General features: G+C 36.6%; 25 protein-coding genes and 1 other RNA gene. 17 read left to right on the forward strand and 9 right to left on the reverse strand.

From position 1 onward, the window contains the following. Positions 1 to 181 precede the first annotated feature (181 nt). The 12 genes from FRZ67_RS04075 to FRZ67_RS04130 all read left to right on the forward strand — a co-directional run bounded on the left by FRZ67_RS04075 (position 182) and on the right by FRZ67_RS04130 (position 12029). Positions 182 to 1099, forward strand: a complete 918-nt coding sequence (locus tag FRZ67_RS04075; RefSeq protein ID WP_147188310.1) for a DinB family protein — start codon at positions 182 to 184, stop codon at positions 1097 to 1099. 111 nt (positions 1100 to 1210) lie between these two features. After that, on the forward strand, positions 1211 to 1633 hold the full coding sequence (locus tag FRZ67_RS04080; RefSeq protein ID WP_147188311.1) for a VOC family protein: 423 nt from the start codon (positions 1211 to 1213) through the stop codon (positions 1631 to 1633). A 19-nt stretch (positions 1634 to 1652) separates the two neighbouring features. After that, on the forward strand, positions 1653 to 2222 hold the full coding sequence (locus tag FRZ67_RS04085) for a dihydrofolate reductase family protein (RefSeq protein WP_147188312.1): 570 nt from the start codon (positions 1653 to 1655) through the stop codon (positions 2220 to 2222). Between the two features lie 91 nt (positions 2223 to 2313). Further along, entirely contained in the window at positions 2314 to 2853 is a 540-nt protein-coding gene (locus tag FRZ67_RS04090; RefSeq protein ID WP_147188313.1) for an SRPBCC family protein, read from the forward strand. A 44-nt stretch (positions 2854 to 2897) separates the two neighbouring features. After that, entirely contained in the window at positions 2898 to 3107 is a 210-nt protein-coding gene (locus tag FRZ67_RS04095; protein WP_147188314.1) for a hypothetical protein, read from the forward strand. A 143-nt stretch (positions 3108 to 3250) separates the two neighbouring features. Continuing rightward, positions 3251 to 4393 (forward strand): trans-sulfuration enzyme family protein, encoded by a 1143-nt coding sequence (locus FRZ67_RS04100; protein ID WP_147188315.1) that lies wholly within the window; start codon positions 3251 to 3253, stop codon positions 4391 to 4393. A 270-nt stretch (positions 4394 to 4663) separates the two neighbouring features. Further along, positions 4664 to 5428 (forward strand): DUF2490 domain-containing protein, encoded by a 765-nt coding sequence (locus FRZ67_RS04105; RefSeq protein WP_158638294.1) that lies wholly within the window; start codon positions 4664 to 4666, stop codon positions 5426 to 5428. Between the two features lie 84 nt (positions 5429 to 5512). Further along, the gene (locus FRZ67_RS04110) at positions 5513 to 5953 is read left to right on the forward strand and encodes a hypothetical protein (RefSeq protein WP_147188317.1); all 441 of its coding nucleotides are present in this window, start codon (positions 5513 to 5515) and stop codon (positions 5951 to 5953) included. Positions 5954 to 6285: 332 nt separating this feature from the next. Continuing rightward, complete coding sequence (locus tag FRZ67_RS04115; protein WP_147188318.1) at positions 6286 to 7116, forward strand: MBL fold metallo-hydrolase; 831 nt, start codon at positions 6286 to 6288, stop codon at positions 7114 to 7116. Positions 7117 to 7824: 708 nt separating this feature from the next. Continuing rightward, positions 7825 to 9168, forward strand: coding sequence for a sulfatase-like hydrolase/transferase (locus FRZ67_RS04120; RefSeq protein ID WP_147188319.1), 1344 nt, complete (start codon positions 7825 to 7827; stop codon positions 9166 to 9168). Between the two features lie 277 nt (positions 9169 to 9445). Continuing rightward, on the forward strand, positions 9446 to 11374 hold the full coding sequence (locus FRZ67_RS04125) for an ABC-F family ATP-binding cassette domain-containing protein (RefSeq protein WP_147188320.1): 1929 nt from the start codon (positions 9446 to 9448) through the stop codon (positions 11372 to 11374). Positions 11375 to 11504: 130 nt separating this feature from the next. Then, complete coding sequence (locus tag FRZ67_RS04130) at positions 11505 to 12029, forward strand: DUF8685 domain-containing protein (RefSeq protein WP_147188321.1); 525 nt, start codon at positions 11505 to 11507, stop codon at positions 12027 to 12029. Between the two features lie 64 nt (positions 12030 to 12093). Here FRZ67_RS04130 and bamJ read toward each other — a convergent pair whose 3' ends face one another. Beyond that, on the reverse strand, positions 12094 to 12528 hold the full coding sequence (bamJ, locus tag FRZ67_RS04135; RefSeq protein WP_147188322.1) for a BamJ family beta-barrel-assembly machinery protein: 435 nt from the start codon (positions 12526 to 12528) through the stop codon (positions 12094 to 12096). Positions 12529 to 12698: 170 nt separating this feature from the next. Here bamJ and FRZ67_RS04140 point away from each other — a divergent pair, with 170 nt between their 5' ends. Continuing rightward, positions 12699 to 13709 (forward strand): potassium channel family protein, encoded by a 1011-nt coding sequence (locus FRZ67_RS04140; protein ID WP_147188323.1) that lies wholly within the window; start codon positions 12699 to 12701, stop codon positions 13707 to 13709. Positions 13710 to 13721: 12 nt separating this feature from the next. Here FRZ67_RS04140 and FRZ67_RS04145 read toward each other — a convergent pair whose 3' ends face one another. From FRZ67_RS04145 to FRZ67_RS04160, 4 genes are all read right to left on the reverse strand, one after another. Next, positions 13722 to 14597 (reverse strand): FkbM family methyltransferase, encoded by an 876-nt coding sequence (locus FRZ67_RS04145; protein WP_147188324.1) that lies wholly within the window; start codon positions 14595 to 14597, stop codon positions 13722 to 13724. 197 nt (positions 14598 to 14794) lie between these two features. After that, on the reverse strand, positions 14795 to 15448 hold the full coding sequence (gene fsa / locus FRZ67_RS04150) for a fructose-6-phosphate aldolase (protein WP_147188325.1): 654 nt from the start codon (positions 15446 to 15448) through the stop codon (positions 14795 to 14797). Between the two features lie 83 nt (positions 15449 to 15531). Beyond that, an RNA gene (ffs, locus tag FRZ67_RS04155) (signal recognition particle sRNA small type) lies at positions 15532 to 15630 on the reverse strand. 217 nt (positions 15631 to 15847) lie between these two features. Continuing rightward, the gene (locus tag FRZ67_RS04160) at positions 15848 to 17125 is read right to left on the reverse strand and encodes a type IX secretion system plug protein (protein WP_147188326.1); all 1278 of its coding nucleotides are present in this window, start codon (positions 17123 to 17125) and stop codon (positions 15848 to 15850) included. A 339-nt stretch (positions 17126 to 17464) separates the two neighbouring features. Between FRZ67_RS04160 and FRZ67_RS04165 the strand changes: the two genes are divergently transcribed. Together FRZ67_RS04165 and mqnE are read left to right on the forward strand one after the other, a co-directional pair. Continuing rightward, on the forward strand, positions 17465 to 18706 hold the full coding sequence (locus tag FRZ67_RS04165; protein ID WP_147188327.1) for an ABC transporter permease: 1242 nt from the start codon (positions 17465 to 17467) through the stop codon (positions 18704 to 18706). A gap of 156 nt (positions 18707 to 18862) precedes the next feature. After that, complete coding sequence (gene mqnE, locus FRZ67_RS04170; protein WP_147188328.1) at positions 18863 to 20029, forward strand: aminofutalosine synthase MqnE; 1167 nt, start codon at positions 18863 to 18865, stop codon at positions 20027 to 20029. Positions 20030 to 20073: 44 nt separating this feature from the next. Here the strand turns inward: mqnE and FRZ67_RS04175 are convergent, their stop codons facing one another. Beyond that, the gene (locus tag FRZ67_RS04175; protein WP_147188329.1) at positions 20074 to 20364 is read right to left on the reverse strand and encodes an isoamylase early set domain-containing protein; all 291 of its coding nucleotides are present in this window, start codon (positions 20362 to 20364) and stop codon (positions 20074 to 20076) included. A 354-nt stretch (positions 20365 to 20718) separates the two neighbouring features. Here FRZ67_RS04175 and FRZ67_RS04180 point away from each other — a divergent pair, with 354 nt between their 5' ends. Next, a complete protein-coding gene (locus FRZ67_RS04180; protein ID WP_147188330.1) occupies positions 20719 to 21099 on the forward strand; it encodes a BlaI/MecI/CopY family transcriptional regulator in 381 nt (126 codons plus the stop codon). Between the two features lie 5 nt (positions 21100 to 21104). Next, positions 21105 to 23159: a M56 family metallopeptidase gene (locus FRZ67_RS04185; protein ID WP_147188331.1), complete on the forward strand. Its 2055-nt coding sequence runs from the start codon at positions 21105 to 21107 to the stop codon at positions 23157 to 23159. A gap of 390 nt (positions 23160 to 23549) precedes the next feature. Here the strand turns inward: FRZ67_RS04185 and FRZ67_RS04190 are convergent, their stop codons facing one another. The 3 genes from FRZ67_RS04190 to FRZ67_RS04200 are packed head-to-tail and all read right to left on the reverse strand — an operon-like array spanning position 23550 to position 25712. Beyond that, the gene (locus FRZ67_RS04190) at positions 23550 to 24380 is read right to left on the reverse strand and encodes an energy transducer TonB (protein ID WP_147188332.1); all 831 of its coding nucleotides are present in this window, start codon (positions 24378 to 24380) and stop codon (positions 23550 to 23552) included. Between the two features lie 54 nt (positions 24381 to 24434). Further along, positions 24435 to 24995, reverse strand: coding sequence for an ExbD/TolR family protein (locus FRZ67_RS04195; protein WP_147188333.1), 561 nt, complete (start codon positions 24993 to 24995; stop codon positions 24435 to 24437). Between the two features lie 48 nt (positions 24996 to 25043). Next, entirely contained in the window at positions 25044 to 25712 is a 669-nt protein-coding gene (locus FRZ67_RS04200; protein WP_147188334.1) for an ExbD/TolR family protein, read from the reverse strand. Positions 25713 to 25777: the final 65 nt, after the last annotated feature.

The following is a 25777-nucleotide window of genomic DNA, read 5'->3' on the forward strand; positions in this document are numbered from 1 at the left end:
CCATCAAACATCGTTGCGTCGCACCCTTGTACAGCTTGTACATTATTCAGCAATAAACAACCGCATTTTGTTACACAAATATAAAAGAACTCATTGTCGCAATCAACACCTTAGATTGGCGCATTTGCACCCTTTTCTATTCAGCTATTGAAAGTAGGTTTGTAATACTAAATAAATAATTATGGAAATTTATCATATACCCCACAACATAACTGTCTTTGGTAATGAAGTAAACAGTTTTCCAGATGGTATTGGAGAAGCGTTTGATGCGTTAATAAAAATATTGCCAAAGGATGATCACCGGTCTTATTATGGTATTAGCTGGTGCATAGAAAACAACATAACCTATATTGCCGCAGCCGAACAAAAAAAAGAAGGCGAAGCAGAAAAATACGAATGCACTAAATACACCGTAGAAAAAGGAGATTATCTATCCGTTCCTGTGTATGACTGGATGAGCAAAACAAATTGCATTAAGGATGTTTTTACCGAGATCATGAAAGATGAAAGAGCAGACAACCAAACGCCTGCTATCGAGATCTATAAAAATGATAAAGAAATGCTTTGCATGGTAGCAGTAAAACGTTCTATTGAAAGCCTGGAAGATTTTATCAGCACAACTGATGCATTATTAAAAGTGATCCAAGAATTTGATGAAGAACAGATCAATGAAATTCCGCACGAGGGAAGCTGGTCAGCAGCACAGGTTATTGTGCATATAACTAAATCTAACAATGGCATTGCAAAAGCCATGAAGCTTGACGGAGAAAAAATAACAAGAGATACAGATGCAAGAGTGCAGGAATTGAAAAATACTTTTCTTGATTATACAATTAAATTCAAATCACCTGAATTTATTTTACCAGCGGCAGGGCCATATGAAAAAGCTAAAGTATTTTCAGAACTGGAAAGATCCATTGAGCAATTGAGACAAACCAGTAAAAGCGCCAATCTTTCTGAAGCCATTAGGCATCCGGCTTTTGGTGAAATAACAAAACTTGAATTACTGTATTTTGTACTCTTTCATACACAAAGACATACAAGACAATTGAAAAATATATTTAGTGAACTAAATAGTAAACATTATTTGCAAAATTGAAACGCTAAATAAGCTGATTACTACAATGGTGTTGAAGTGAGTGACACAACAGGCGCTGCCAGGAAGCACAAAAGCCGGCAAATAAATTCTCTAACTATAAAACAAAACTATATGAACATTAATCCATACCTGAATTTTGCAGGTAATACAGAAGAAGCATTTAATTTTTATAAGTCAGTATTTGGTGGAGAGTTTACCATGCTGCAGCGTTTTAAAGATACACCTGATGCAGATAAACTACCGCCCGGTGTAGCTAACATGGTCATGCATGTTTCTTTACCCATAGGAAAAGATAATATTTTGATGGGAACTGATGCGCCTGAACAAATGGGCTTCTCATTAACAACAGGCAATAATTTTTATATCTGTATTGGTCCTGATAGCAGAGAAGAAGCTACACGGTTATTCAATGGTTTATCTGCAGGCGGTAAAATTGAAATGGAATTGCAGGATATGTTTTGGGGAGCTTACTACGGCTCACTTACCGATAAGTTTGGTATAAAATGGATGATCAATTATCAAAAACGCCAGTAAAAAAAATTTTAAGAAGAAAATGAGAAAAATAATTATTTGCCTGCACACAACGCTTGATGGCTTTGTGGCAGGACCAAATGGAGAAATGGATTGGATAAAGCTTGATGATGAGATGTTTGACCTTGTTGGCACATTTACAGACAAAGCAGATACAGCATTATACGGGCGTGTAACTTACGAAATGATGGACAACTATTGGCCAACAGCAGCAGATAAACATAATGCAACAAAACATGATATTGAACATTCCAACTGGTATAATGGTGTTGAAAAGATCGTGATCTCAAAAACAATGCAAAACAAACAGGCTAATAAAACAACATTTATTGGCAATAATATTCCAGATGAAATAAATAAAACAAAACAACGACCCGGAAAGAACATAATGATCTTTGGCAGCCCATCAGCTTCGCATACTTTAATGGAGCATAACCTGATTGATGAATATTGGCTTTTTGTGAATCCCGTTTTATTGGGACAGGGAATTCCATTATTTGCTAAGATACAAAGCAGGACTGCTTTAGAACTTATTACTTCAAAAAAATTCGGTTGCGGTGTTATTGGTTTACATTACAGATTAAAGCAGTAACCAGCCTGTATATATGGATAGTATAACAAGAAATATTTTCTTACCTTAACATCATCTTGTCAGGAGAAATTAAATAACCAAAACAACCGGTATGAAAAAAATTCTTAAGATCATTGGTGTCATTCTTTTACTAGTTATTGTATTTGTATTGATAGCAGGCCTGGTGTTGCCAAAAACATATCATGTTGAAAGGGATATAACGATCAATGCCCCACGCGAAAAAGTATGGGACAACACAAGTACACTGCATGGTCTGCATTCATGGAGCCCATGGATTGAGGCAGACCCCAATGTAAAAATTACTTATGAAGGTCAGGATGGCACGATTGGTGCGGCTTATAAATGGGAAGGTAATAGCGATGTAGGCATGGGTGTGCAAACAATATCAAAAACTGAAAAGCCAAACAGCTTTGACACACATATACATTTTATAAAGCCTTTCGATGGCGAAGCTGATTCATACATAAATCTTTCAGATGCAGGAAGCAGTACAAAAGTCACCTGGAGTCTTGATGGTAAATATGCTTATCCAATGAATACTATGCAATTGTTTATGAATATGGATAAGATGATCGGCGACAAATACAATACCGGGCTTGGAAAATTGAAAACACTTTGCGAATCGAATTAACATGTTTCTCACTGAGACTTAGTTGCTAACCGAATGGTATTTCTATGGTAGAAGTTTTTAAAACAAATGTTCAGGCATCTGAACAGGCTGATGAACTCATAAGCCTTTTACAGCAGGCATTTCCGGGGAATAAAATAAATTTCGACCTTGATGATTGCGATAAGGTATTACGCATAGAAGGAAGAAATTTTGTTTCCTGCAATGTTGTCACTGTTTTAAAAGAACGTGGTTTTATGTGTAATGTGTTGGAATAATCTTATGAACCAACCTTCAAAATAAGCATTAAACTTTCGTTGCGTCGCACACTTGTACGCTTTGCTATAACTCATCATATCAATGTATCAAATGCTATCATTGTAAATACATTTCCTTTTACAGCGATCCCTTAATTTTGCAGATGGAAAATTTTGAAACCATCTGCGTTCATCCGCTAAGAGAAGAAGAAAATTATAATGGCGCCGTTACGGCAAGCATTCATCCTGCGGTTGCTTATGATTATTTGGACCACAAATCATTACAATACCCCGGCTTCTATTCTACCAGTAACCAGCAACGTCTTGGAGAAATTATCTGCAGGCTTGAGCAAGGTAAATGGGGAATGGTATTCAGTTCAGGCATGGCTGCGATAAGCACAGCCATCTTATCCTTTCTTTCACATAACGATCATATTATTTTCTCAAAAGATCTTTATGGTGGTACCTTGAAATTTGCTAATGAAGAATTGCCTAAAAGAGGCATCCGGTGCAGTTTTGCTGATAACAACACTGATAGTTTTAAGTTATTGCTGCAGCAAAACACCAGGATCATTTATATAGAAACACCATCCAATCCATTACTAAGCATTGTAGATCTTGAAGCAGTTGCAGCTATTGCTAAAGCCAATAATATCATTACCATTATTGATAACACTTTCGCCTCTCCTGTCAACCAGTTACCATTAATGTATGGTATTGACATTTCTGTACATAGCGGCACTAAATATCTTGGCGGTCACAATGACCTTCCATATGGTGCACTTGTTTCCAATAACAACGATCATAAAGACATTATTTATAACACTGCAAAAATGTATGGTGGCTCATTAACGCCTTATGAATGTTACCAGGCAGAAAGAAGCCTTAAAACTTTAGCGTTACGCATAAAAAAACAAAATGAAAATGCAGCCATCATCGCAAACTATTTAAAAGAACATAAAGCAATTAAGCAGGTATATTATCCCGGTTTAACTACACATCCGCAACATGCTGTAGCGGCAAGGCAAATGAAAGGTTTTGGTGGTATGGTTTCTTTTGAATTAAACACAGACCTCGATGGCGTTACCAGGTTTCAACGCAACCTGCAGTTGATAAGCCCTGCATTAAGTCTTGGTGGCGTGGAAAGTCTTATCTGTTCGCCGGTCTTTACCTCTCACCGTTATTTAACAAGGGAAGAACGAATGGGCATTGGCATTAATGATAACTTATTAAGAATGTCTGTTGGCATTGAAGATGCAGACGACCTTATCAAGGATCTTAAAACAGCCATAGAAAAAACAATATAGTGGGATTTATTTTTTAGCCGGGCTGCATTACTGCTATTAAGCTCCGCTTGCGTCGCACACTTGTACTGAAGAATAAAATTCAAGACTTCGGGGCTTACTTTTTAATTTGGTGATCAAAGTTCAGAACGTACAAGTGAGTGACACAACAGGCGATGCCCTGTAATATCAAAGCTTGTTTCATATAATATTGAACACTTTTACCCAAATATTCCGGCGACCAAATAATTCCTGTTTTATAAAGACCAACTTATATTTGAAGAAATAATTGAAGTGAAATTCAATCTGAAAGCAAGATTAGCGCTGGCAGCAATTTTTACTGTAACCGGCTATCTTAACTCCAATGCTCAAACAACTGCAAAAAAAATAACTACACGCCCCGTGGCATGGTATAATTACCTGAACACGCTTGAATTATCAGCAAGGTCTTTTATTACTACCCAGCTAAGTGAACGAACCTATCTTGATAACGGACACCAGGCACAGGCTTTAGTATGGTCAAAAATAAACCATACATTAGGTGAGCATTGGGATGCCGGTTTGGGTTTTGCTTATTTTCTTACCAGGAGTTTTGATCCTGCTTCTACAAACACACTATCAGTTCCTGAACTAAGGCCATTCGAGGAATTCAATTATAAACAGAAGATCAATAAGATTGCTTTAAACCACAGGTACAGGATAGAAGAGCGGTATGTAAGAAAAACTGAAAATGATAAATTAACTGATGGCTATAATTTCAGTTTCCGCTTTCGTTACCAGTTTAATGTTGATTATAACTTGTTTAAATCAAAAGACAATACCCGCTCGTTTAGTATAAAGGCAGGAGATGAAATTATTATAAATGCAGGCAGGCATATTATAAACAATATGTTTGACCAGAACCGCATTTTTGTATCATTAAATTATCAGCCTGTTAATAATGTATCAGTTGAACTAGGCTATATGAATGCGTTCCAGGAAAGAAGTTCGGGAAACCAATATTATAATGCTAATATATACAGACTCTCTGTATTTCATAAAATCAGGCTATATAAATAGAGCGTGCCGATTTTTATTCCTGCATTTTTAAACCAACTATTTTTTTAAAAGACGTGTATATTGCATTTATCAAAAACTATTGCTATGCCATCACAAGAATTAATTCAGCTCATACAAAATATACTTATTGAAGCAGGGAAACTCATTCCTCATTATATGCAGAATAAGGAAGACGAGCGTATTGCACATGGAAGCTGTGCTGCGTGCATTATCGATGAAGAGGGAAATGTATATGGTAAACTATACGGAACTAATAAAATAAGGGCACGTGAATCATACCGTGTAGCATGGACAAAAGCCAGCCAGGTATGGATAACAGGGCTTAGAACCGGAGAGTATGAAAAGAAATTTTTTAACAACGAAATTGAAGAATGTGGTATTGAGGTGCCTGACCTTATTGGATGGGAAGGCGGACAGCCATTGACTTTAAAAAATGGAATAAAATTATCAGTAGGTTTTAGCGGCATCCGTGGAATAAACGATCTTGAAATAATGGTAAAGGCCCTGGATATAGCAGATAAATAAAGAAAGTAATTTAAGCAAATTAAAAAGGCTAAAGATGCCCATTGATTTGAAGACAAAGTGATTGCGACGCAACGATGATGCCATGCAAAATAAAAGCCGGTACCTAAAAAAATAACTTTCCCAGCTTCTTTTATAGTTCCTTACTCTTTATGCGCCAATTAAAATAATAGGCTGCGTTATACAAACCTTATATAAAAACGCTGCCACAAAAAAAATCATATAATATTTCTTATCTTGAGAAACTAAAGATTGCGGAACCAATAAAATTATTGGTTTACTTTTTACAGTATTTGGCCAATGTTTTTCCACACATTTAATAAAACTTTGAGTAGATGAAAGTCAAATTTTATGGAGTGCGGGGTTCTTTGCCGGTTTGCGGCAGAGAGTTCGAACGCTACGGTGGAAATACAACCTGCATAAGAATCTATCGCGAAAATGCCCACAGGATTGCTATTATAGATGCAGGTACCGGCATTCGTAATCTGGGAAAAGAAATAATTAATAATGGAATAACCCAAAATATAATCAACATCTTCTTTTCCCATTTTCATTGGGATCATATACAAGGCTTACCTTTCTTTGCACCGGCTTATAACAAAGACCAAAGAATTGGCATACTGGCCATGGGCAGGCGCGAAAAGATCACTAATCTTAAGGAAATATTTTCTATGCAAATGCAAAAAGAATATTTCCCGATTGGTCTGGAAACAATGGGTGCTCAGTTTGAGTTTATTGCATATGGTAACAAAGAACAACTTTATGGCGCTATTGTTACTGCGGCACCCCAACATCATCTATCGCCTGGCGGCTCTTATGGTTTTCGGGTAGAAGATGAGGCTGTAACGCTTGCTGTATGTACTGATGCGGAACATATGGATGGAGTAATAGACCAAAATATTGTAAACCTTGCACGGGGAGCAGATCTGCTTATTCACGATGGGCAATATACTGCAGAAGAGTACAAAAAATTCAGAGGCTGGGGGCATAGCTCATACGAGCATGCTGTAGCCGTAGCCATTAAGGCCAATGTTAAGAAGCTTATCATTACCCATCACGACCCTGATCACAATGATGACTTCCTTGATTCTATGGAATATGAATGTCAAAAACTCTTTCCAAACTCCATATTTGCAAAAGAAGGAATGGAAGTGTTGGTTGGATAACTTTATTATTTTCTTGCCGGCTCCAGAACAATTTTCATCGCTTGTTGTGTCACTCACTTGTACGTTCTGTTCTTTATGCACATATTTAAAATAATTGAGGTCTCCTGAAATCAGTTTATACATCCCGGCATATAAAATTTCGACTCTTGCAAAACATAAGTATATTTTTTGTTTGAAGCTACATACCACTTTTAATCTCAGCTAACCAATCTACTATGGTTATCAAAAAACATTACAGTTGATTCATATGCATGCCTGTTCTTTTATGAAAAGCTGCAGTTAAGTGATGTTTGAAAACAATTACAACTGCAGCAAACTGTAAGCATAGAGTTACGTCAAACTGATCAGTTACCTCTTTGTTAAAAAACAGAAAGGACAGTATCTACAGCCAATATTTATTATTGACCACTCTTTGGAGACGGATATGCTTGCCAGCTGAACTTACGTCCCAAACCCAATATGCCTGCAAATGCGTAATACAGGACAACCTGTAATTTATTTCAACAATTGTGTGCCATTTAATCTAAAATAACAGGTTATCTTGCAACGGTAATTACTGATACTTTAACCTAAAATAAAGCTATAGAATATTCTATATCTAAATATTTACCTCCGGAAAAACACTTTAAGTTAGCTGCCAGAATTTTTAATATGTAAAAGCTTTGTTTTAGCATAAGTAGCTTTTTTAGAATACTAAACTCTTTATAAATGAAAACACCAAATAAATTATTTTTATGGTTATTTATTACTGCTGCTTTTTCATGTAAACGGGAATTAAAAATTACTCAGGAACCAGCAGCTCCTGATACAAAGCCAAATATCATTTTAATTCTTGCTGATGACATAGGTTATGAAGTTCCCACTTATACTGGTGGGCAAACCTATCAAACACCCAATATTGACTTCATTGCTCATAATGGTATACAATTCTGCGAAGCAAGAAGCACCCCGCTATGTAATCCATCGAGGGTTGAATTCTTAACAGGTAATTATAATTTTAGAAACTATGTTGACTGGGGGAAGTTAAACGCAAATGGTTACACTATCGGCAATCTTATGAAATCTGCAGGATACGCTACCTGTATTTCCGGTAAATGGCAGTTGGGTGGAGGAGATATATCCATCAGAAACTCAGGATTTGACAATTACATAGTTTGGGATCCGTTTGATCCCGGCAGTGGTTTGGGAAGAGGTTATCACTATAAAAATCCAACATTGTATTCGAATGCAGAAATGCATACGTATACCAACAATGAGTATGGGGAAGATATTCTAAGAGAATATCTATTTGATTTTATTGATAGTACTTCAATTGCTGCCAGGAATTTTTTTTGTTTATGGACACCTAATTTAATTCATGAGCCATTTCAGCCAACGCCGGATGATCCTGATTACCTTATACCCCTACCTGGGCCGCGAACAAGTAATTATAAGAATATTCCCTCAATGGTAAAGTATCTTGATAAAGAAATAGGAATGTTATTGACGCATCTTGATTCTCTGGGAATAAGTGAAAATACATATGTTATTTTCACTACTGATAACGGTACTCCTCAAGGCATAATATCTAACTGGAGAGATCAACGGATTTCCGGAGGGAAAAATACTACAAATTATTCATGGGGTACACATGTACCATTTATAGTGTATAAGAAAAATAATAGCATTGTTAAAGTCGATTCATCAATTATAGATTTCAGTGATATTATGGCAACATTATCAGACATAGTTAATAAACCGTTACCTGCCGGGCAGGTTTTTGATGGAATATCTTTCTGGCCACAAATAAAGGGATTGACAAATTATTCAGCAAGAACCTGGAGCTTTACTGAATTTCATCCCCAGCCTGTAACATCCCCTTCTTATTGGGCGCGTTGGATAGAGGATAAACAGTATAAGCTTTATGATAGCTCTGATGATCCAAACAAAAAAAACCAGATGTTCTTTACCTTGAGTGATACAACGGAAATGCATCCAATTGTAACCTTCTCACCTTATCTGAGTACGAAAAAAGCAAACTTTCTGGAGATTTTGAGTTCAATGAAAAATTAGTAAAATTTCTTGTTTTCAAAACTGATAGGCACTGTTGCCAATTTTTTTATTTTATTCATACCACCTATGTCCATATTCAATACTTTATCATTTCTCAATTAGTCAGAAATGTACAATTCTTATCTCATATAGCTTACTGTCGCTAAATTTTCGGAACGTACAAGTGAGTGACACAACAGGCGATGCCATTACACCAAAACCCACAACAAAAATTTCCTGTTCTATATAAAACGATAAACTATAAACGATAAACCGCCACTCTCCTATCTTTGCGGCTATGCATTATGTTTCTGCTGAAGGACTGACGAAGAGTTATGGTATTACGCCGTTGTTTGATAATATTTCATTTCACATAAATGAAGGGGATAAGATTGCGCTGGTGGCACGCAATGGTGTGGGTAAAAGCACATTGCTACGCATACTTACTGGTAAAGAAACGCCAGACGACGGCAAACTTTGGATACATAAAGATGTAACCGTTGCATTGTTTGAACAGGACCCACAGTTTGAAGAAGATAAAACCATACTTGAAAATATTTTTCATATTGCACACCCGGTAATGGGCGCTATACGCAAGTACGAACTGGCGACTGAAGAAGGCGATAGTGAAGCGATGATAGAAGCAATGGGTGTGATGGATGAAATGAATGCGTGGATTTTTGAAGCAAAAGTAAAGGAGATATTAAGTAAGCTGAATATTCATCACCTGCAGCAAAATGTAAGTGACCTGAGCGGTGGTCAGCGTAAACGTGTGGCACTAGCTAAAACACTTATTGATATTGGTTTTGACCATAAGCATACACTGCTGATGATGGATGAACCTACCAATCATCTGGACGTAGAAATGATCGAGTGGCTGGAGCATTTTCTGAACCAGGAAAATGTAACACTGTTAATGGTTACACACGATCGTTATTTTCTTGATGCAGTATGTGAAGAGATTTGGGAACTTGAAAGAAGCAATATGTATGTGTATGTTGGCGATTATGAAAATTATTTGGAGAAGAAAGCTGCGCGTTTGGAAAGTGAACAGGCAAGTATTGATAAAGCAAGAAATGAATATCGCAAAGAGTTAGAATGGATGCGTAAGCAACCAAAAGCAAGAACTACAAAAAGCAAAAGCAGGCAGGATAATTTTTATGAAGTAGAAGCTAAAGCAAAACAAAAGATCGTTGATTCGCAAATGCAATTGCAGGTAAAGATGACGAGGCTTGGTGGTAAGATCGCTGAAATGAAAAAGATCTATAAAAGTTATGGCGATACTCCCATATTAAAAGGTTTTGATTATACATTCAGCAAGGGCGAACGCATTGGTATCATTGGAAAAAATGGTGTTGGTAAATCAACATTCTTAAACATATTGCAAGGTTTGGAACCTGCAGATAGTGGCAAGGTAAATATTGGTGATACAGTTGTCTTTGGTAATTTTTCGCAACAGGGTTTAGTGATCAAAGACAACATGCGTGTGATTGAATATGTAAAAACTTTTGCGGAAAGTTTCCCATTGGCAAAAGGCGGAAGCCTAAGTGCAGCACAGTTCCTGGAGCTATTTTTATTTCCACCGGAAAAGCAATATACTTATTTATCTTCTTTAAGTGGCGGCGAAAAAAAAAGGTTACAATTGCTTACGATACTATTTACAAATCCTAATTTTTTAATTCTTGATGAACCTACCAATGATCTTGATCTGCCAACACTTGGTGTGCTCGAAAATTTTCTGAATGATTACCAGGGTTGCATATTGATTGTATCGCATGATCGTTATTTTATGGACAGGCTCGTAGATCATTTGTTTGTATTTGAAGGCAACGCAGAAGTAAGAGATTTTCCGGGCAACTATACGCAATACAGGATATGGCTAAAAGAGAATGAAAAGAAAGCAGATAAATGGCAGGCTTTGGAAGAGAAAAAAAGTAAAGGTGAATCTTTGCCTGATGCAACAATTAGTCAACAATCCACAGCTAACAGCCCACAAACTACAACTGCGGTAAAAAAGAAAGTTGGTTTTAAAGAGAAACGTGAGTTTGAATTATTGGAAAAAGAAATTGCCGATCTTGAAACAGAGAAGCAGCAACTGGAAGAACAACTGGGTAATCCAAATGCACCATTTGAGCAATTGAATTTATTGAGTAAACGCATTGGAGAGATCAGTACATTACTTGCTGACAAAGAGATGCGCTGGCTTGAGCTGAGCGAAATGATGTAATAAAATTTTGAGCCCGGCTGTTGAATAAGCATGAAGCTCTCGTTGCGTCGCACTCTTGTACTGCAACAAATCAATCAAAATATAACTGGCAGCTTTTTGAATTTTTACTTTTGATTTTTAAATTTTCATTATGGATATTCTCGGTGTTGGTTCAAGAGTGAACCATGTTTCTTATGGTAAAGGTGTAGTAATACAGGTACACAAACGTGTGTATGATATCTGCTTTATAGAAGGCGGTATTAAAACAGTCAGTAAAGATCATGCACTTGAATTAATAGAACGTGTAGAACCGGAATATAATGTAAGCTTTAGCGAAGCGGAAGATGCATTGATAAAAATACTACGTGAATGGAGTGATGTTAGTGAAGTTGTATCACTTGGTGATAAATGGAAAGATGGAACAATGATCCTAAGGCCCGGAGATTCCGGTTTAAAAGAAAAAGAAATACCTATTGATATCTTCTTTAATAAAATTGTTATGCTGCGTGATCGTTTGCGTGTAATGGAACAAAGAATAAATGCGCATGATAAACTAAGCAATGAAGACAAAATAAATCTTCAGCAGTATATCACACGCATTTATGGTTCGCTAACAACCTTCAATGTTTTGTTTAAATACAAGACAGATCATTTTGAAGGAGAAAAAAGCAGTTAGAAGAAACAAGATTCAAGAAAACAAGTTGAACAAGTTAACCAATCAACTTATCAACCATTTAACTTTAACTGATCCCTAATAACTCTACATCAAATATCAAAGTGCTGTAAGGCTGAATATGTGCACCTGCCTGCCTATCACCATAACCAAGATGCGGCGGAATAAAGAAACGAAATTTACTTCCTACAGGCATTAACTGCAAACCTTCTGTCCATCCGCTGATAACACGATTCAAAGGAAATGTTGCAGGCTGCCCACGCTTTACAGAAGAATCAAATATGGTTCCGTTGATGAGTGAACCTTCGTAATGACAGGTTACATTCTGCGTTGCAGTTGGTTTTGCGCCTGTACCCATCGTTAATACTTTATATTGTAAGCCGCTTGGTAATGAAACAACAGCTTCTTCCTTTGCATTTGCTGCAAGAAAATCTGCACCTTCTTTTTTTGTTGCTTCAAACTTTTCTTCTTTTGCTTTATTGAGTTTATCAAATATGCTCATGATGAATAATCTTTTTTGAAATGAAAGATGAAATAAATTATCGGGCTGCAAAAATAGCTCAATAGCATTATAAAAAGTACAAGAGTGCGACGCAAGTAAAGCTTAACATCAGCACTGCAGGTGGGTTGATAAAAAAACAAAACAATATCTTTATATAAAACAACCTGAATTTGACTAAGCGATTTTCTTTAGTTGCCTGGTTTTTGATAATAGCTGTGATAATGGCAACGGGCACCATTGGTTTTATGCTTATTGAACATTATTCACTGCTGGATTCAATTTATATGACGGTGATTACCGTTACAACAATTGGTTATAAGGAAATAGCACCGCTTTCCACTGCAGGAAAAATCTTTAACATCATTCTGATTATTTCTTCCTTCAGCACTTTTACTTATGCAATTGCACGGTTAACACAATTTCTTATAAGTGGCGAAATGGCGCTTTATTTTAAAAATAAAAAACTTATGCAAGCAATAGAACAAATGAAAGATCATGTGATCATTTGCGGTTTTGGCAGGAATGGTCAGCAGGCTGCAGTAACTTTTTTAACACACAAAGTTCCATTCGTGGTGATTGAAAAAAACACCCATCATCTTGATCAGTGGTTTCGTGATCATGAATCGCTGATCTATGTTAGCGGTGACGCAACAGAAGATGAAGTATTGGCAAAGGCCGGCATCAATAAAGCAAAAGCAATAATCATTACTTTGCCCGAAGATGCGGATAATGTGTTCATTGTTTTATCTGCACGTTCGTTAAATTCAGACGTACAAATTATAAGTCGCGCATCGCAACATGGTTCTGCTGCAAAGCTTAAGAAAGCAGGTGCAGATCATGTGATAATGCCAGACAGAATTGGTGGTACGCATATGGCAACACTTGTTTCGAAACCAGATGTAATTGAATTTATAGATTATCTGAATGGTGAAGAAGGCGAAAGTATAAATATGGAATCTGTTGATTATATTAAGCTTCCACCCGAGATTCGTGATAAGTCTTTAAACGTTATTATGGCATGGAAGAAAACAGGTGTCAATTGTATCGGTATAAAAAACAGTGATGGGAAATTTATCATCAATCCTCCTGAAGAAACAATTATTTCAAAAGGCATGAAAGTAATTGTGCTTGGTACAAGGCAACAAATAGATGCTATGAAACATAATGTAGAAGAAGGATAGATTTTGTAATTGCTACGATAGCATATCACTAAACTGATTTGATGAAGTTGAAGGGACCAATAAATAATTTGTGCTGCCCATATCTCCATGCACAGGAATATCATCCAGTTTTTTAAGTTTAACTTCCTGTTCTTTTATGAGAAACAAATCATATTGCATTTCACGCAAAAGCTGTAATAGCTGATCCTGTCTTTCTTTACGCATTTTACCATTCGGGCTTTCTAAACTATAAACAGGCAGTATTTCCAATATAAGAACTGGTCTATATTTTTGCAATGTTTGCTGTAGCCCTTTTACTACTTCAAGTTCTGCACCCTCCACATCTATCTTTATAAAATTTATGGCATTGATATTTTCATCATTTAAAACAATATCACCGCGCAGTACCGGCACATGATGTATAACTTTATATTTTTTTGTATTATTTCTGAAACCCTCTACAACAGTTGCACCGGAAGCATGATCATTATCACCAAATAATTTTACTACTGCCGCATCGTCTGAAAGCCCGACTGGTAATATTTTGAAAGAAGGCAGATCGTTTCTTTTTATTAACTCTTTGCTGTAATTATAACAAACCGGGTTAGGTTCAAACCCATAATAATCAACCTTATTATTAAATGAAGCGATCTTTAAAAGCGTTTGCCCAAGGTTTACACCAACATCAATAATACAACCTTGTCTTTCAGCAAGACATTTTTGTATCAATGTTTCCATCCATGCTTCTTTAACAGGAAATAAATTGAAATATCCATTCCCATTTATAACAGGAATGTTTATTTTTTTGTTATTGATCCTGATCGTAAAAAAGAATGAGAAATATTTTAAGAGACCGGCTTTAGCCAGTACGCGGCAGAGATAATATTTATAATGCAGTATATACTTCATTGATCTTTGATAAACCTGATTGTTATTTTATGGCAACTATTTTCAATGCTCTGTTATGCTATAACCCCTGAAGTGTGCGACGCAACCAAAGCTTCATAACAGCAAGACAGCAGGGCTCATAATTGTCTTAAAACAAAAACACTGAACAAGGTATTAATGAATCCTGTTCAGTGTATCTCTTGGCAATATTATTATGTCTATAATTTTTTTGCGTCTTCTAAAAACTTGGCAAGCCCAATGTCTGTTAACGGATGTTTAAGCAACCCAAGAATAGATTCCAACGGACATGTACAAACATTGGCACCCAATTCAGCACATTTGATAATGTGATTTGGATTGCGGATAGATGCCGCCAATATTTCTGTTTTAAAACCCTGTAACGTATAAATCTTTGATATCTGCGCAATGAGTTCTGTACCCTCCCAACCGCTGTCATCAATGCGACCAATAAAAGGTGAAACATAAGCTGCGCCTGCTTTTGCAGCCAGTATTGCCTGGCCCGCAGAGAATACCAATGTGCAGTTGGTTCTGATACCGTTATCAGTAAACCACTTGATGGCTTTCACACCATCTTTTATCATCGGAACTTTTACAACAATATTTGGATGTATAGCAGCCAGCTTTTTTCCTTCTTCAACTATCGTAGCAAAATCTGTAGAAAGTACTTCAGCACTTACGTCGCCATCTTCCACAATTTCACAAATTGCTTTGTAGTGCGCAGTAATTGCTTCTTCACCTTTTATGCCTTCTTTGGCCATCAGCGATGGATTGGTAGTAACACCATCAAGAATTCCAAGGTCATGTGCTTCTTTGATCTGCGAAAGATTGGCGGTATCAATAAAAAATTTCATAAAGCCATGCTCCGGGCGGAGCGTCTGTTTTTGTAAATAATCCCTGATATTATATCCCCTTCAGGGGTTATGGGGTAAAAGAAAAAAGGCAGGCTAATTACATCGCACCGCTCAACCTAATATCCTTGCTGCATTCCTGCCCTGGGGAGGTTCAAAGGGAGCTGGTCGTGTAAGACCTGCCGCTGCAAATATAGTGTATGAATTGAAATTAGAAGAGATAAAATAAAATGCACAAACAAGGATTTTTTTTATGAACCCGGCTTTGGTATTTTATAGCATCGCCTCTTGCGTCGCACACTGCATCTTTCTGTACATTGTTCCATGAAGAAAAACCGCAGTGACGGAGAGACGTCAGGAAAAATAAAACTTGCCGCCTTTGCGTCTTTGCGGTTATTATTCTTACTGTGTACCAAATTTAGAATTGATCGTGGCCATACCCAGCAATTCATCATACCTGTTGCCTAATGAACGATAATAGACAAGCACTGTATAACTATTCTCTGTTTCCCAGTAATCACCATCTGTGATCGCTGTCTCAGGCTTACTATTCTTTTTGCCGGCTTCTTTTGTAACGTAAGTATAATTATAAAACCCCTGTTTTAATAACAGTGTTATTTCATAAACACCTTTTGCCTCATTAAATTCTAGTTTGGTTGAATCATTTAGTGCATTGGCAGTCATCTCGCCCATAATGTAAATATCTTTTCCTGCAAATAGAGGCAGGCTGTTTGGATAAAAAGTAAAATGCACCTTGGCATAATCGCCCTGCCACCATGCATTATTCACATCGCTTCCCTGTATATAATAACCACCATTGTAATCCTGCATCATTAAAAATCTTTCCTGTGAACGCTGTGGATCAGCTCTTACATAAACATCCATAGGAAGATTTGTTTTATCAATCGATTCTATTCTTGGGCTTTGATAACGGAAACTCTGCAGGTCTACCCAACGATATTCTTTGCCTGCTTCAAAAAGAAAATCTCTTTCGCCATTGTATTCATAAATATTGTTACGCATGAATTGTGGTTGCATACCTGTTACTGCACTGTTCCAGCGATAGTTTTGTAGCACTACTACCTTTAATTGCTGTTGTGGATTTAAAATATTCAGTTTACCCTTGTCTATACTAAACTGCACTTTCTGGTGTGTGCGCATCAGTTGCGAATTATATGGCTGCGTAATTTTTAAAGCAATAGGAACCTGGTTATCAAGTACCAGCAAGCGCCTTGTGAAAGCAAGTTTTGAAGTATCCCCATTTAGAAACACTTTTAGCAGGTAATTACCTGATTTGACAGGTACACAATTTTTTTCCGGCAGCATTGCCTGGTAATGAATATACCTGACCTGTGCAATGGAAGAAACACGATATTGGTTAAGCCTGTTTTGTGTAAAGCCCTGGATATAATCGAGCGGGCTAAGATCAAGCACATTCCAGTCAGCATCGCATAACTGGTAAGTATAACTATAGTTCCTTATTTTAGCATCAAGGTCGTCAAAGTGTAATTCAAGTGACGCAGTGGAGCCGGGACCTATAACCGGATAACTTAACTGGTTTCCATATGCATAAAATTTTATCCCGTGTATATTGGGTAAATAAGTACTATCAGGGTTGCGTTGGGCAAAAATTGGTACAGATATAAATAGCAGGCAAAACAATTGGAGTGATAACTTCATCCGTAAAATTTAAAATAAACGTACGATAAATTTTAGTTCTGTAATGCTGTAACGCAGTAAATAAAGTTTAATTGTTTACCGTTTTTTTGTTTATAATGTTATGAGTTGATGAGTTTACGTGTTCACAGGCTTCCATATTCACGAAGAAGATATTGCAGTAACGGAACGCATAAAAGCATGAACTTATAAACATATAAACCTGGTGAATAATGTACAGAAGGCACAAGTGTGCGACGCAACAAAAGCCTCAATATCTGTTCCATAGCCTGGTACAAAAAAATGTTATTTATTTTCTTCATTTTGCTGCAACCGTTTAGCAACGTAGTTTTATCGCATTAAATGAATGTATCATCTTTTATAGCGCAGCGTATTGCTTTTACCAACCAGCGTACCTTTTCGCGTTTTATTATAAGGCTGGCTACTGCCGCTACTGCATTGAGTGTTGCAGCTATGATACTTACGCTTGCATTTGTAAATGGCTTTCAAAGCGCAGTAAGTAATAAAGTTTTCAGTTTTTGGGGCCACCTTCATATACAGGAATATGAACGCGGTAAAGCTATGATTGCAGAGGAGATGCCGCTTATGCAGAACGATACTGTATTGCAGGTATTGAATACAACAAAAGGTATAAAGCATATACAACCTTTTGCAACGAAGTCGGCCGTACTTGAAAAAAATAAAGAGATAGAAGGCATCTTGTTTAAAGGTGTTGATGCGCATTATGATTTTTCGAACATGCAATCTTTTCTTGTGGCAGGAAGCTGGATAGATTTTAATGATACGCTTTACAGCAAGCAAATAATGGTAAGTAAATTCATAGCAGATGAATTACAAATAAACGTTAACGACAGCATCAATATATATTTTATTTCTTCTGAAAATAAAAGTAGCAGTACAAGAAGATTACAGGTAAAAGGCATCTTTAAATCGGGAATAGAAGAGTTTGATAAAACCTTTGCTATTGGCGATATACGTTTGCTGCGGCGTGTAAATAACTGGCAGTTTGATGAGATAGGCGGCTATGAAGTTTTTTTAGATGATTATAAAAATATTGAAGCCGTTAATGATGCATTATACGATGGCCCCAGTCAGTTGCCAGGCACTTGGATCAGCCGTTCTATAAAAGAAATTTATCCTTTCATTTTTGACTGGCTTAATATACAGGATGTAAACCGCAATGTTATTTTTATTGTAATGTCTATCATTGCTATCATTAATCTTATTACATGCCTGTTGATATTGGTGTTAGAACGAACACGCATGGTTGGTGTATTAAAAGCGGTTGGCAGCGATGACTGGAACATTCAAAAAATATTTCTTTATCATGCATCTATCATATCTGCAAAAGGCATTGGCTTTGGGCTGCTCTTTGGCGTAGGCATTGCGTTGATAGAAAAGTATACAGGCTTTATAAAATTAGATGAGGCTGCTTATTATGTATCATCGGCGCCGGTTGAAATAATTTGGTGGCAGGTTGTGTTGGTATGCCTGGGAACACTTTTCGTTTGCTTTCTTTCGCTTTTATTACCTACACTTTTTGTAAGAACGATAAAGCCGGTAAAAGCCATTCAGTTTAGATAGATTTTTTTTACAAGCTGCATTACTACTATTGAGCTTTTGTTGTGTCACTCACTTGTACGCTTTGCACTTAACGCAGCATTTATAATTACATTTATTGTTCATTGTACGTTGTTCATTAATTACCCACCTCCTAACTTTGCATACAAATTGAATGACATGATAAATGTGCAGCAGATCGTAAATGCAACAACAGATTCAGATCTCAAAAGAATCGGTGAAAAAATTATAGCCCGGGAAAGAATAAATTTTGATGAAGGTGTTATGCTGTTTGAAAAAGGCTCGCTTTCATATTTAGGCGCTTTGGCTAATTGGGTACGGGAACAAATGCATGGCAGCAAAACTTATTTCAATCGCAATTTTCATATAGAGCCTACCAATGTTTGTGTTTTTTCCTGTGCGTTCTGTGCATACTCACGTTTATATGCACACAGGGAAGAGGGTTGGGAATTAAGCATAGAGCAAATGCTTGATAAGGTAAAGAAATATGATGGCAAACCTATAACTGAAGTTCATATTGTTGGTGGTGTTCATCCCAAAATGAATCTTGATTTTTTTGCTGAATTATTACAAAAAATAAAAGCACATCGCCCTGATCTGCATGTAAAAGCTTTTACTGCCGTTGAGTTTGATTATATGTTTCGCAAAGCAAAATTGACAGTAGAAGAGGGAATGAAAAAATTAAAGGCTGCAGGTCTTGATTCTCTTCCGGGTGGTGGTGCAGAAATTTTTCATCCGGAAATAAGGCAGCAAATCTGCGCAGATAAAGTAGATGCTGATGGATGGTTATTGATCCACAAAACAGCGCACCAATTAGGCATGCACAGTAATGCAACATTACTATATGGCCATATAGAAAAATACTGGCACCGCATAGACCATATGGAGAGATTGCGCAACCTCCAGGATGAAACACATGGCTTCAATACTTTTATCCCGCTTAAATTCAGGAATAAGGATAATGATATGAGCCATGTTCCTGAAACTTCTGTGGTAGAAGATATGAAAATGTATGCTGTTTCCAGGTTGTACATGGACAACTTCCCGCACCTGAAAGCATACTGGCCAATGCTTGGCAGGCAGAATTCTCAACTAACCTTATCTTTTGGCGTAAATGATCTTGATGGAACGATTGATGATAGCACAAAGATATATTCCATGGCAGGAAGTGAAGAGCAGTCTCCTACCCTTTCCACAGCACAACTTGTATCATTGATCAAACAGGTTAGAAGAGAACCTGTAGAAAGGGATACACTATACAATGAAATAAAAAATTATAAAGACACCGATATTGCTGAGATGGAAGTAAATCCCTTGTATAATTAAAATGAAGCCGATAAGGGTTTGAAAACCTTATCGGCTTTTATGCTTTAAAGAATAATTACACTGTTAATACCACCGAATTCGTTTGGTTGTTGTTCATCAGCTTCAGGCTCATTCAACCATTCAGTTTCATTTACCCTGTATTTGAATTCGTGTTTGGAGTTTTTTGGTAAAGAAACATCAGCTGTAAAGCTGCCATCTTTTTTCTTACTCATGATAACCGAGTTTTCCCAATCGCTGTTTAAGCCTAAAATTTCTACTGTTTCGGCATTTTCAGGAGTAAAAGAAAATTTTACTTTACAATAGTCTTTCGTTTTGAAGTATGTTTTTTGTACCATTTTTTTAATTTTTGTTAATGAATAAATACTGCTTCATATAGCCTGCAACGCCGGAATTCGAATATTCAATTGCTGCAAAAATAAAGCCTGTATAAAAAAACGAGGCCTTTTCTTTTTCACAATAGTGAATAACACATTTTATTACTGAAAGTCAATACTTAATGCTTCATAATAAATAAAATGTTGAAGAGTGCGACGCAACGATGATGCTATGAAAATCCAATGCACGGCTCCAAAAATTCAAATTCACTTTTTGATGAACGGCATTATTAATTGTTAAGATTTAAAAAAAAATAATGCTCACATACGATCTTTACGATTCAATTCGTATTTTAGTACGAAATTAATCGTAATATGACAAGTAAACAGATAAAGCCTACTGAAGGTGAGCTTGAAATTTTGCAGGTATTGTGGGATAAAGGGAGTGCCACGGTAAGAGACGTACATGAACATATTGCTTCATATAAAGACAGTGGCTACACTACTACGCTTAAATTAATGCAGATAATGTTTGAAAAGGGCTTAGTAAAACGGGATGACAGTAATAAGACACATATATACAAGCCCAACGTGAGTAAGGAAAAAACACAGCAACAAATGGTTGGCAAAATGGTTGATGCACTATTTGGGGGCTCTGCATCGCAACTGGTAATGCAGGCACTGGGATCGTCACAACCAAGTAAAGAAGAACTGGAAGAAATTCAGCAAATGCTTAACGATCTTAAAAAGCAATAGCAATTATGCAAAGCTTACTGCAATCAGCTTTCTTACAGGCATTAGGTTATGCCATTTTCAATAGTTTATGGCAGGTAGCCCTGTTATGGATAATTGTTATGCTTGTAAACAATGTAGGAAAGCTTTCTTCTTCAAAAAGATATTTTACAGGCGTAACAGCACAGTTTGCAGGATTTGTATGGTTTCTTTTTACACTTCAGTTTTATTACAAACAATGCAGCGATGTAATTGCAAATGCCCAATCGGCAGGCATTGCAGATAACAACTATTCATTTTATGAGCCAGCTGTAAATAATCTATCGTCAGGTTTAATGTATGTCATTATAAAGACAGAGCAACTGCTACCTTATCTTTCAGTTGCTTATCTTTTTATGCTGTTGTTTCTTGCTGTGCGTTTGACAAGAGCTTACCTATATATAAAAAAAATCCAAACAGAAGGGCTAATAAAAGCAGATGTTGAATGGAGACTTTTTGTAAAGAGAACAGCTGGCTATCTTGGTATAAATAAAAATGTAACCTTCTACTTTTCAGAACTGGTTAAAAGCCCGCTGACATTGGGTTTTGCAAAACCATTAATACTTGTCCCTATTGCAAGTCTTAATCATTTAACACCTGACCAGTTAGAGGCAATTTTATTGCATGAACTGGCTCATATTAAACGGGCAGATTACCTTATCAATATTATTATCACGGTTATAGAAGTTGCATTATTTTTTAATCCCTTTACCCAATTACTTGGTAAACTAATCAAAAAGGAAAGAGAAAACAGTTGCGATGATTGGGTATTGCAGTTTCAATATAAACCTGCTATGTATGCGGAAGCTTTATTACGAATAGCCTACATACAAACACAACCTTCTTTTGCGATGCAGGCATCGGGTAATAAAGGAGAATTGCTCCCCAGGGTAAAACGTATGCTTAACCAGCAGGAGAAAACACATCAATACCGTAATCATCTGTTTGCGTTGCTGTTGATAACAGTAATGCTTACAACAGTTGCCTGGTTTAATCCTGCCGCAAATAACGCAAAGAGAAACTTAACTCCTGCTGCTAATAACAGAAAGACACTCGTTGAACCATTTACTGCTACTGTTGATAACCCGCTCTATAATCCATTTTATTACCTGTTTGCAAAACCTTTGCAAACAACCGTTGAGCAAAGCATCAATATTGCCGCAAATAAGGCAAGTAAAACATTACCTGCAGCCACAGATATAGTAAAAAAGGTTACTCCGATTGCAATGCAAACATTCAGAGAAATACACAATGATATTGAGAATGAACTACCATCTATTCAGCAAGATGCAGAAAAAGCAATGAGTGAAGCAAAAACAGCAATAACCAATATTAAGATTGGGGGAGTAAGTCTTACAGATTCTACTGCTATAGAAGCTGCCATTAATAATCTTGCACAGAAAGAGCTTGCAAAGATTGATTGGAAAAGCATGAACAATGATCTTCGAAAAGCAAAAGCAGAGCTGGTAACTGCTACATCTGAAAGTGAAAAAGAGCTTACCAGTGAAATACAAATAAATGACGTTCTTGAGCAGGTTACAAAACAAATGCAGACTATATCGAATAAAACTAACATTTCTTTAAATACAACCAACTTTTTAAAAAGTCTTCTAGATAAAAAATTGCAGTCTGATCTGATTAAAGAGCAACTACAATTAAAACAAATACAGGAGCAAAAGAAAAAAGAAAAGGAGCAAAAAAGAACACATACCTCAATTGTTGCAAATAAGCCTTTAAAAGTTTGGAGTGATATGAAGCGTGATGATTACATCTTTAATGTCGATGAATCTACACTTGCTGAACTTAATTTTAAAGCTACACCGAAAAAATATGAAGCACCTGCTCCTGTTTCTACTGTTGCCTATACAGATTATTTAGATACAATTTCGGAAACCGATACTATTATAAATCCTGATGCCGCTATTATAATTATTCAGCATAATCCGGAAAACATTAAAAGCCATATTAAACATATTAACGTACAAATTGTAGGCAATAATGGCGTTACGAAATCATACACATTTACTGTTGATGTTTGCCAGTAATTTTTAACTATTTTGATCCCTGCAGGATAGCTACTATTAAACTTCGTTGCGTCGCACACTTGTACTTTTTTTCATTATTAAGCAATGCTTAATCTGCTAATGATTCATTATCTGAAAACAGTATTATTGAAATTTTTCTAATAAGAAATAAAATTAATTTTACGCTTAACGAACTTTACAATCAAGCAGAATACAAGAACGTGTTACAATCCTAATTGTGTCATAAAATTGCTTTCAACATTTACATCCTGTATATTTGGTTTGGTATTTAGGTATAATATATTATTAATATCTGAGAACTCTTTAGGTTGGTTACGTTATGGTATAACTATAAATGTCTCCATTAATGGAGACATTTATAGTTTGTAGTGATATTAATTTCAGTTCTCTTTATCCCTCAGCAACCTGGAATGTTACACTTTGTTTCTGACGATAAATAACATTGCGGCCATTTTGCACAGCAGGCGACCAGGCTGGTCCTTTTTTGATAACCCGAACAGCTTCAGCTGCCGTACCATAACCAGGATCATTCAAGGGCTGCACTTCAGAAATATTACCATTCTTATCCACTAGGAATGATACAATAACTGTGTAGTTTCCCGGAGGAGCACCATTTTCCACGGGAGTATCGCTATTCAGATTTCTTTGAAGATATTTGATCCATGCAGCTTGACCACCAGGAAACTTCGCTTCAATTTGCACTGTTTTAAATTCCTTATCGTAATCTTCTTCCTGAGCTTTGGGAGCTTCGACCTGGCCAGTACTCTGTTCAACAGGTGGCGCTACAACATCACTCTTCTCACCTTCCTGATTAATCGTACCAATTTTGGTATCATCAAGTTTGTCTTGTTCAGGTGGCTTTTCTTCCGGTTTTACTTCCTCATCTTTCACAATCTTAGGAGGTGTAAATTTAGTTATCTCCACTTTTGGCGGTTCAACTTTTGGCGGTGGTGGTGGTGGTGGTTCAGGCTTCTTCTCTTCCTGTTTTACATCAGCCAGATTTACATCCTGTACTACCATTTGCACCGGCTTATCAGAAGCCACAAATTTTGCCAGAGCAACACTAATAAAGATAAGAATGCAAAAAGCGATCATAGAAATAACAGCAATAATTAGTCGCTTTTGATAAGTCTTTCTAAGATCATATGCCCCATATTCTTTATTTCGCCCCTCGAAAACAATATCGAGAATGTCTGCGCTTAGAATTTTGTTAGTATCCATCGTAAAGAAATTATTTTATAAGATTCAAATACCGGGAAATTCCATAAAAGAAATTTACTGACCACTCGTAGCAGGTGCAGTCCCGCCGCCTTCTGTAGCTTTTATCATCTGATCTTCTATTGGCGAAATATCTACTAAAGCATATCTCTTAATAACATTTATAGACATTTCATCAAGTATATCAATCACGTTTTTATAATTGCTTTCATCATTTGGCTTTATTACCACTACCAAATCTGCGGTATCAGTGGTTTGTTTCTTATGGATGATTTCATCCCGTATTTCTTTAAAATTACTTGATTTAAAGTTTGAACCGTCGGGTGCTAATATTCCTTCATAGTAAAAAACATGATTGTCTTTACCAAGAAGTATTGTAAGCGCCCCGGATTCTTTAGCTTTATTTTGTTCTTCAGGTGTTGCAGTATCATCCGGCAAATTTAATTTCATTGCCGTTGGCTGGCTCATCGTTGTGGTGAAAATAAAGAATGTTATAAGAAGGAATCCAAGATCAACCATAGGCGTAAGGTCTACTCTAGTAGACATCTTCTTCCCTTTTTTGACTCCGGGACCTTTTTTATGTTTCCCACCTCCACCCGAGGTATCCATTTCTGCCATGACGCATAATTTTTTTAGTTAAACAAATAAATTTATCAAAGCATGAAATTATTCTTCTCTTGCTTTTCCACTCATGTTTGCTTTCCAAAGTTCAGTACCCTGAGGCACACTTTCCGGATTGGTAACCATCTGGAATTTAAAAAGTTTATTCTTTTTAAAAGCGGTAAGCACGTTCTTAAAGCTGGGGTATTTTGCAACATTGTCGCCCTTAAGCAAAAGATTAACTTTTGTTCCCTGGTACGCATCTGAAACAGCCCGCATCCAATCTATCATTTCATTGTTTGCAGTGTCTTTACAAGGAATTCCAGGCAATGTAAGGGCTGTCATTTGTTCTGTCTTTAATCTTGCCTGCTGACTTAATTGAGCGAGTGGAACGCCAATGAATGGTGCTTTAACCAAAGCGTCAATATCTGTGGTTGACAACCCAAGCCCCCGTGATTCATTAACAGATGCAATAATGTCGTGCTTTTTCTGTTTGTCAGAAGTATTATCTCCTGTTGAAAGAAATACCTTTCCATCTTTATTAAGCGATATCATAACTACATCCTTCTCAGGAGCTATTTTAGCAGCAACTGAATTTGGAGTTTCCACAGGAACAGCTTCCGAAGGCTTAAACTTTGTAGTAAGGATAAAGAAAGATAACAACAGGAAAGCCACATCACACATCGCTGTCATATCAACTGAAGTGCTTTTTCGTGGTATTTTCGGTCTTGCCATTATATAATTTTTAAAACTTCACTAATTAGATGCAGATCACGCAACTTTCCACAAATTATCATGTT

Origin of the sequence: Panacibacter ginsenosidivorans (assembly GCF_007971225.1) — a bacterium.
GTDB lineage: Bacteria > Bacteroidota > Bacteroidia > Chitinophagales > Chitinophagaceae > Panacibacter > Panacibacter ginsenosidivorans.

What these genes read in the sequence shown, in the direction of transcription:
- FRZ67_RS04185 (WP_147188331.1), top strand. Translation starts at nt 21,105, where the DNA reads ATGCAAAGCTTACTGCAATCAGCTTTCTTACAGGCATTAGGTTATGCC.
- FRZ67_RS04190 (WP_147188332.1), bottom strand. Translation starts at nt 24,380, where the DNA reads ATGGATACTAACAAAATTCTAAGCGCAGACATTCTCGATATTGTTTTC.
- FRZ67_RS04200 (WP_147188334.1), bottom strand. Translation starts at nt 25,712, where the DNA reads ATGGCAAGACCGAAAATACCACGAAAAAGCACTTCAGTTGATATGACA.
- FRZ67_RS04090 (WP_147188313.1), top strand. Translation starts at nt 2,314, where the DNA reads ATGAAAAAAATTCTTAAGATCATTGGTGTCATTCTTTTACTAGTTATT.
- FRZ67_RS04075 (WP_147188310.1), top strand. Translation starts at nt 182, where the DNA reads ATGGAAATTTATCATATACCCCACAACATAACTGTCTTTGGTAATGAA.
- FRZ67_RS04080 (WP_147188311.1), top strand. Translation starts at nt 1,211, where the DNA reads ATGAACATTAATCCATACCTGAATTTTGCAGGTAATACAGAAGAAGCA.
- FRZ67_RS04125 (WP_147188320.1), top strand. Translation starts at nt 9,446, where the DNA reads ATGCATTATGTTTCTGCTGAAGGACTGACGAAGAGTTATGGTATTACG.
- FRZ67_RS04160 (WP_147188326.1), bottom strand. Translation starts at nt 17,125, where the DNA reads ATGAAGTTATCACTCCAATTGTTTTGCCTGCTATTTATATCTGTACCA.
- FRZ67_RS04110 (WP_147188317.1), top strand. Translation starts at nt 5,513, where the DNA reads ATGCCATCACAAGAATTAATTCAGCTCATACAAAATATACTTATTGAA.
- bamJ (WP_147188322.1), bottom strand. Translation starts at nt 12,528, where the DNA reads ATGAGCATATTTGATAAACTCAATAAAGCAAAAGAAGAAAAGTTTGAA.
- mqnE (WP_147188328.1), top strand. Translation starts at nt 18,863, where the DNA reads ATGATAAATGTGCAGCAGATCGTAAATGCAACAACAGATTCAGATCTC.
- FRZ67_RS04095 (WP_147188314.1), top strand. Translation starts at nt 2,898, where the DNA reads ATGGTAGAAGTTTTTAAAACAAATGTTCAGGCATCTGAACAGGCTGAT.
- FRZ67_RS04195 (WP_147188333.1), bottom strand. Translation starts at nt 24,995, where the DNA reads ATGGCAGAAATGGATACCTCGGGTGGAGGTGGGAAACATAAAAAAGGT.
- FRZ67_RS04130 (WP_147188321.1), top strand. Translation starts at nt 11,505, where the DNA reads ATGGATATTCTCGGTGTTGGTTCAAGAGTGAACCATGTTTCTTATGGT.
- FRZ67_RS04175 (WP_147188329.1), bottom strand. Translation starts at nt 20,364, where the DNA reads ATGGTACAAAAAACATACTTCAAAACGAAAGACTATTGTAAAGTAAAA.
- FRZ67_RS04165 (WP_147188327.1), top strand. Translation starts at nt 17,465, where the DNA reads ATGAATGTATCATCTTTTATAGCGCAGCGTATTGCTTTTACCAACCAG.
- FRZ67_RS04100 (WP_147188315.1), top strand. Translation starts at nt 3,251, where the DNA reads ATGGAAAATTTTGAAACCATCTGCGTTCATCCGCTAAGAGAAGAAGAA.
- fsa (WP_147188325.1), bottom strand. Translation starts at nt 15,448, where the DNA reads ATGAAATTTTTTATTGATACCGCCAATCTTTCGCAGATCAAAGAAGCA.
- FRZ67_RS04085 (WP_147188312.1), top strand. Translation starts at nt 1,653, where the DNA reads ATGAGAAAAATAATTATTTGCCTGCACACAACGCTTGATGGCTTTGTG.
- FRZ67_RS04180 (WP_147188330.1), top strand. Translation starts at nt 20,719, where the DNA reads ATGACAAGTAAACAGATAAAGCCTACTGAAGGTGAGCTTGAAATTTTG.
- FRZ67_RS04145 (WP_147188324.1), bottom strand. Translation starts at nt 14,597, where the DNA reads ATGAAGTATATACTGCATTATAAATATTATCTCTGCCGCGTACTGGCT.
- FRZ67_RS04120 (WP_147188319.1), top strand. Translation starts at nt 7,825, where the DNA reads ATGAAAACACCAAATAAATTATTTTTATGGTTATTTATTACTGCTGCT.
- FRZ67_RS04115 (WP_147188318.1), top strand. Translation starts at nt 6,286, where the DNA reads ATGAAAGTCAAATTTTATGGAGTGCGGGGTTCTTTGCCGGTTTGCGGC.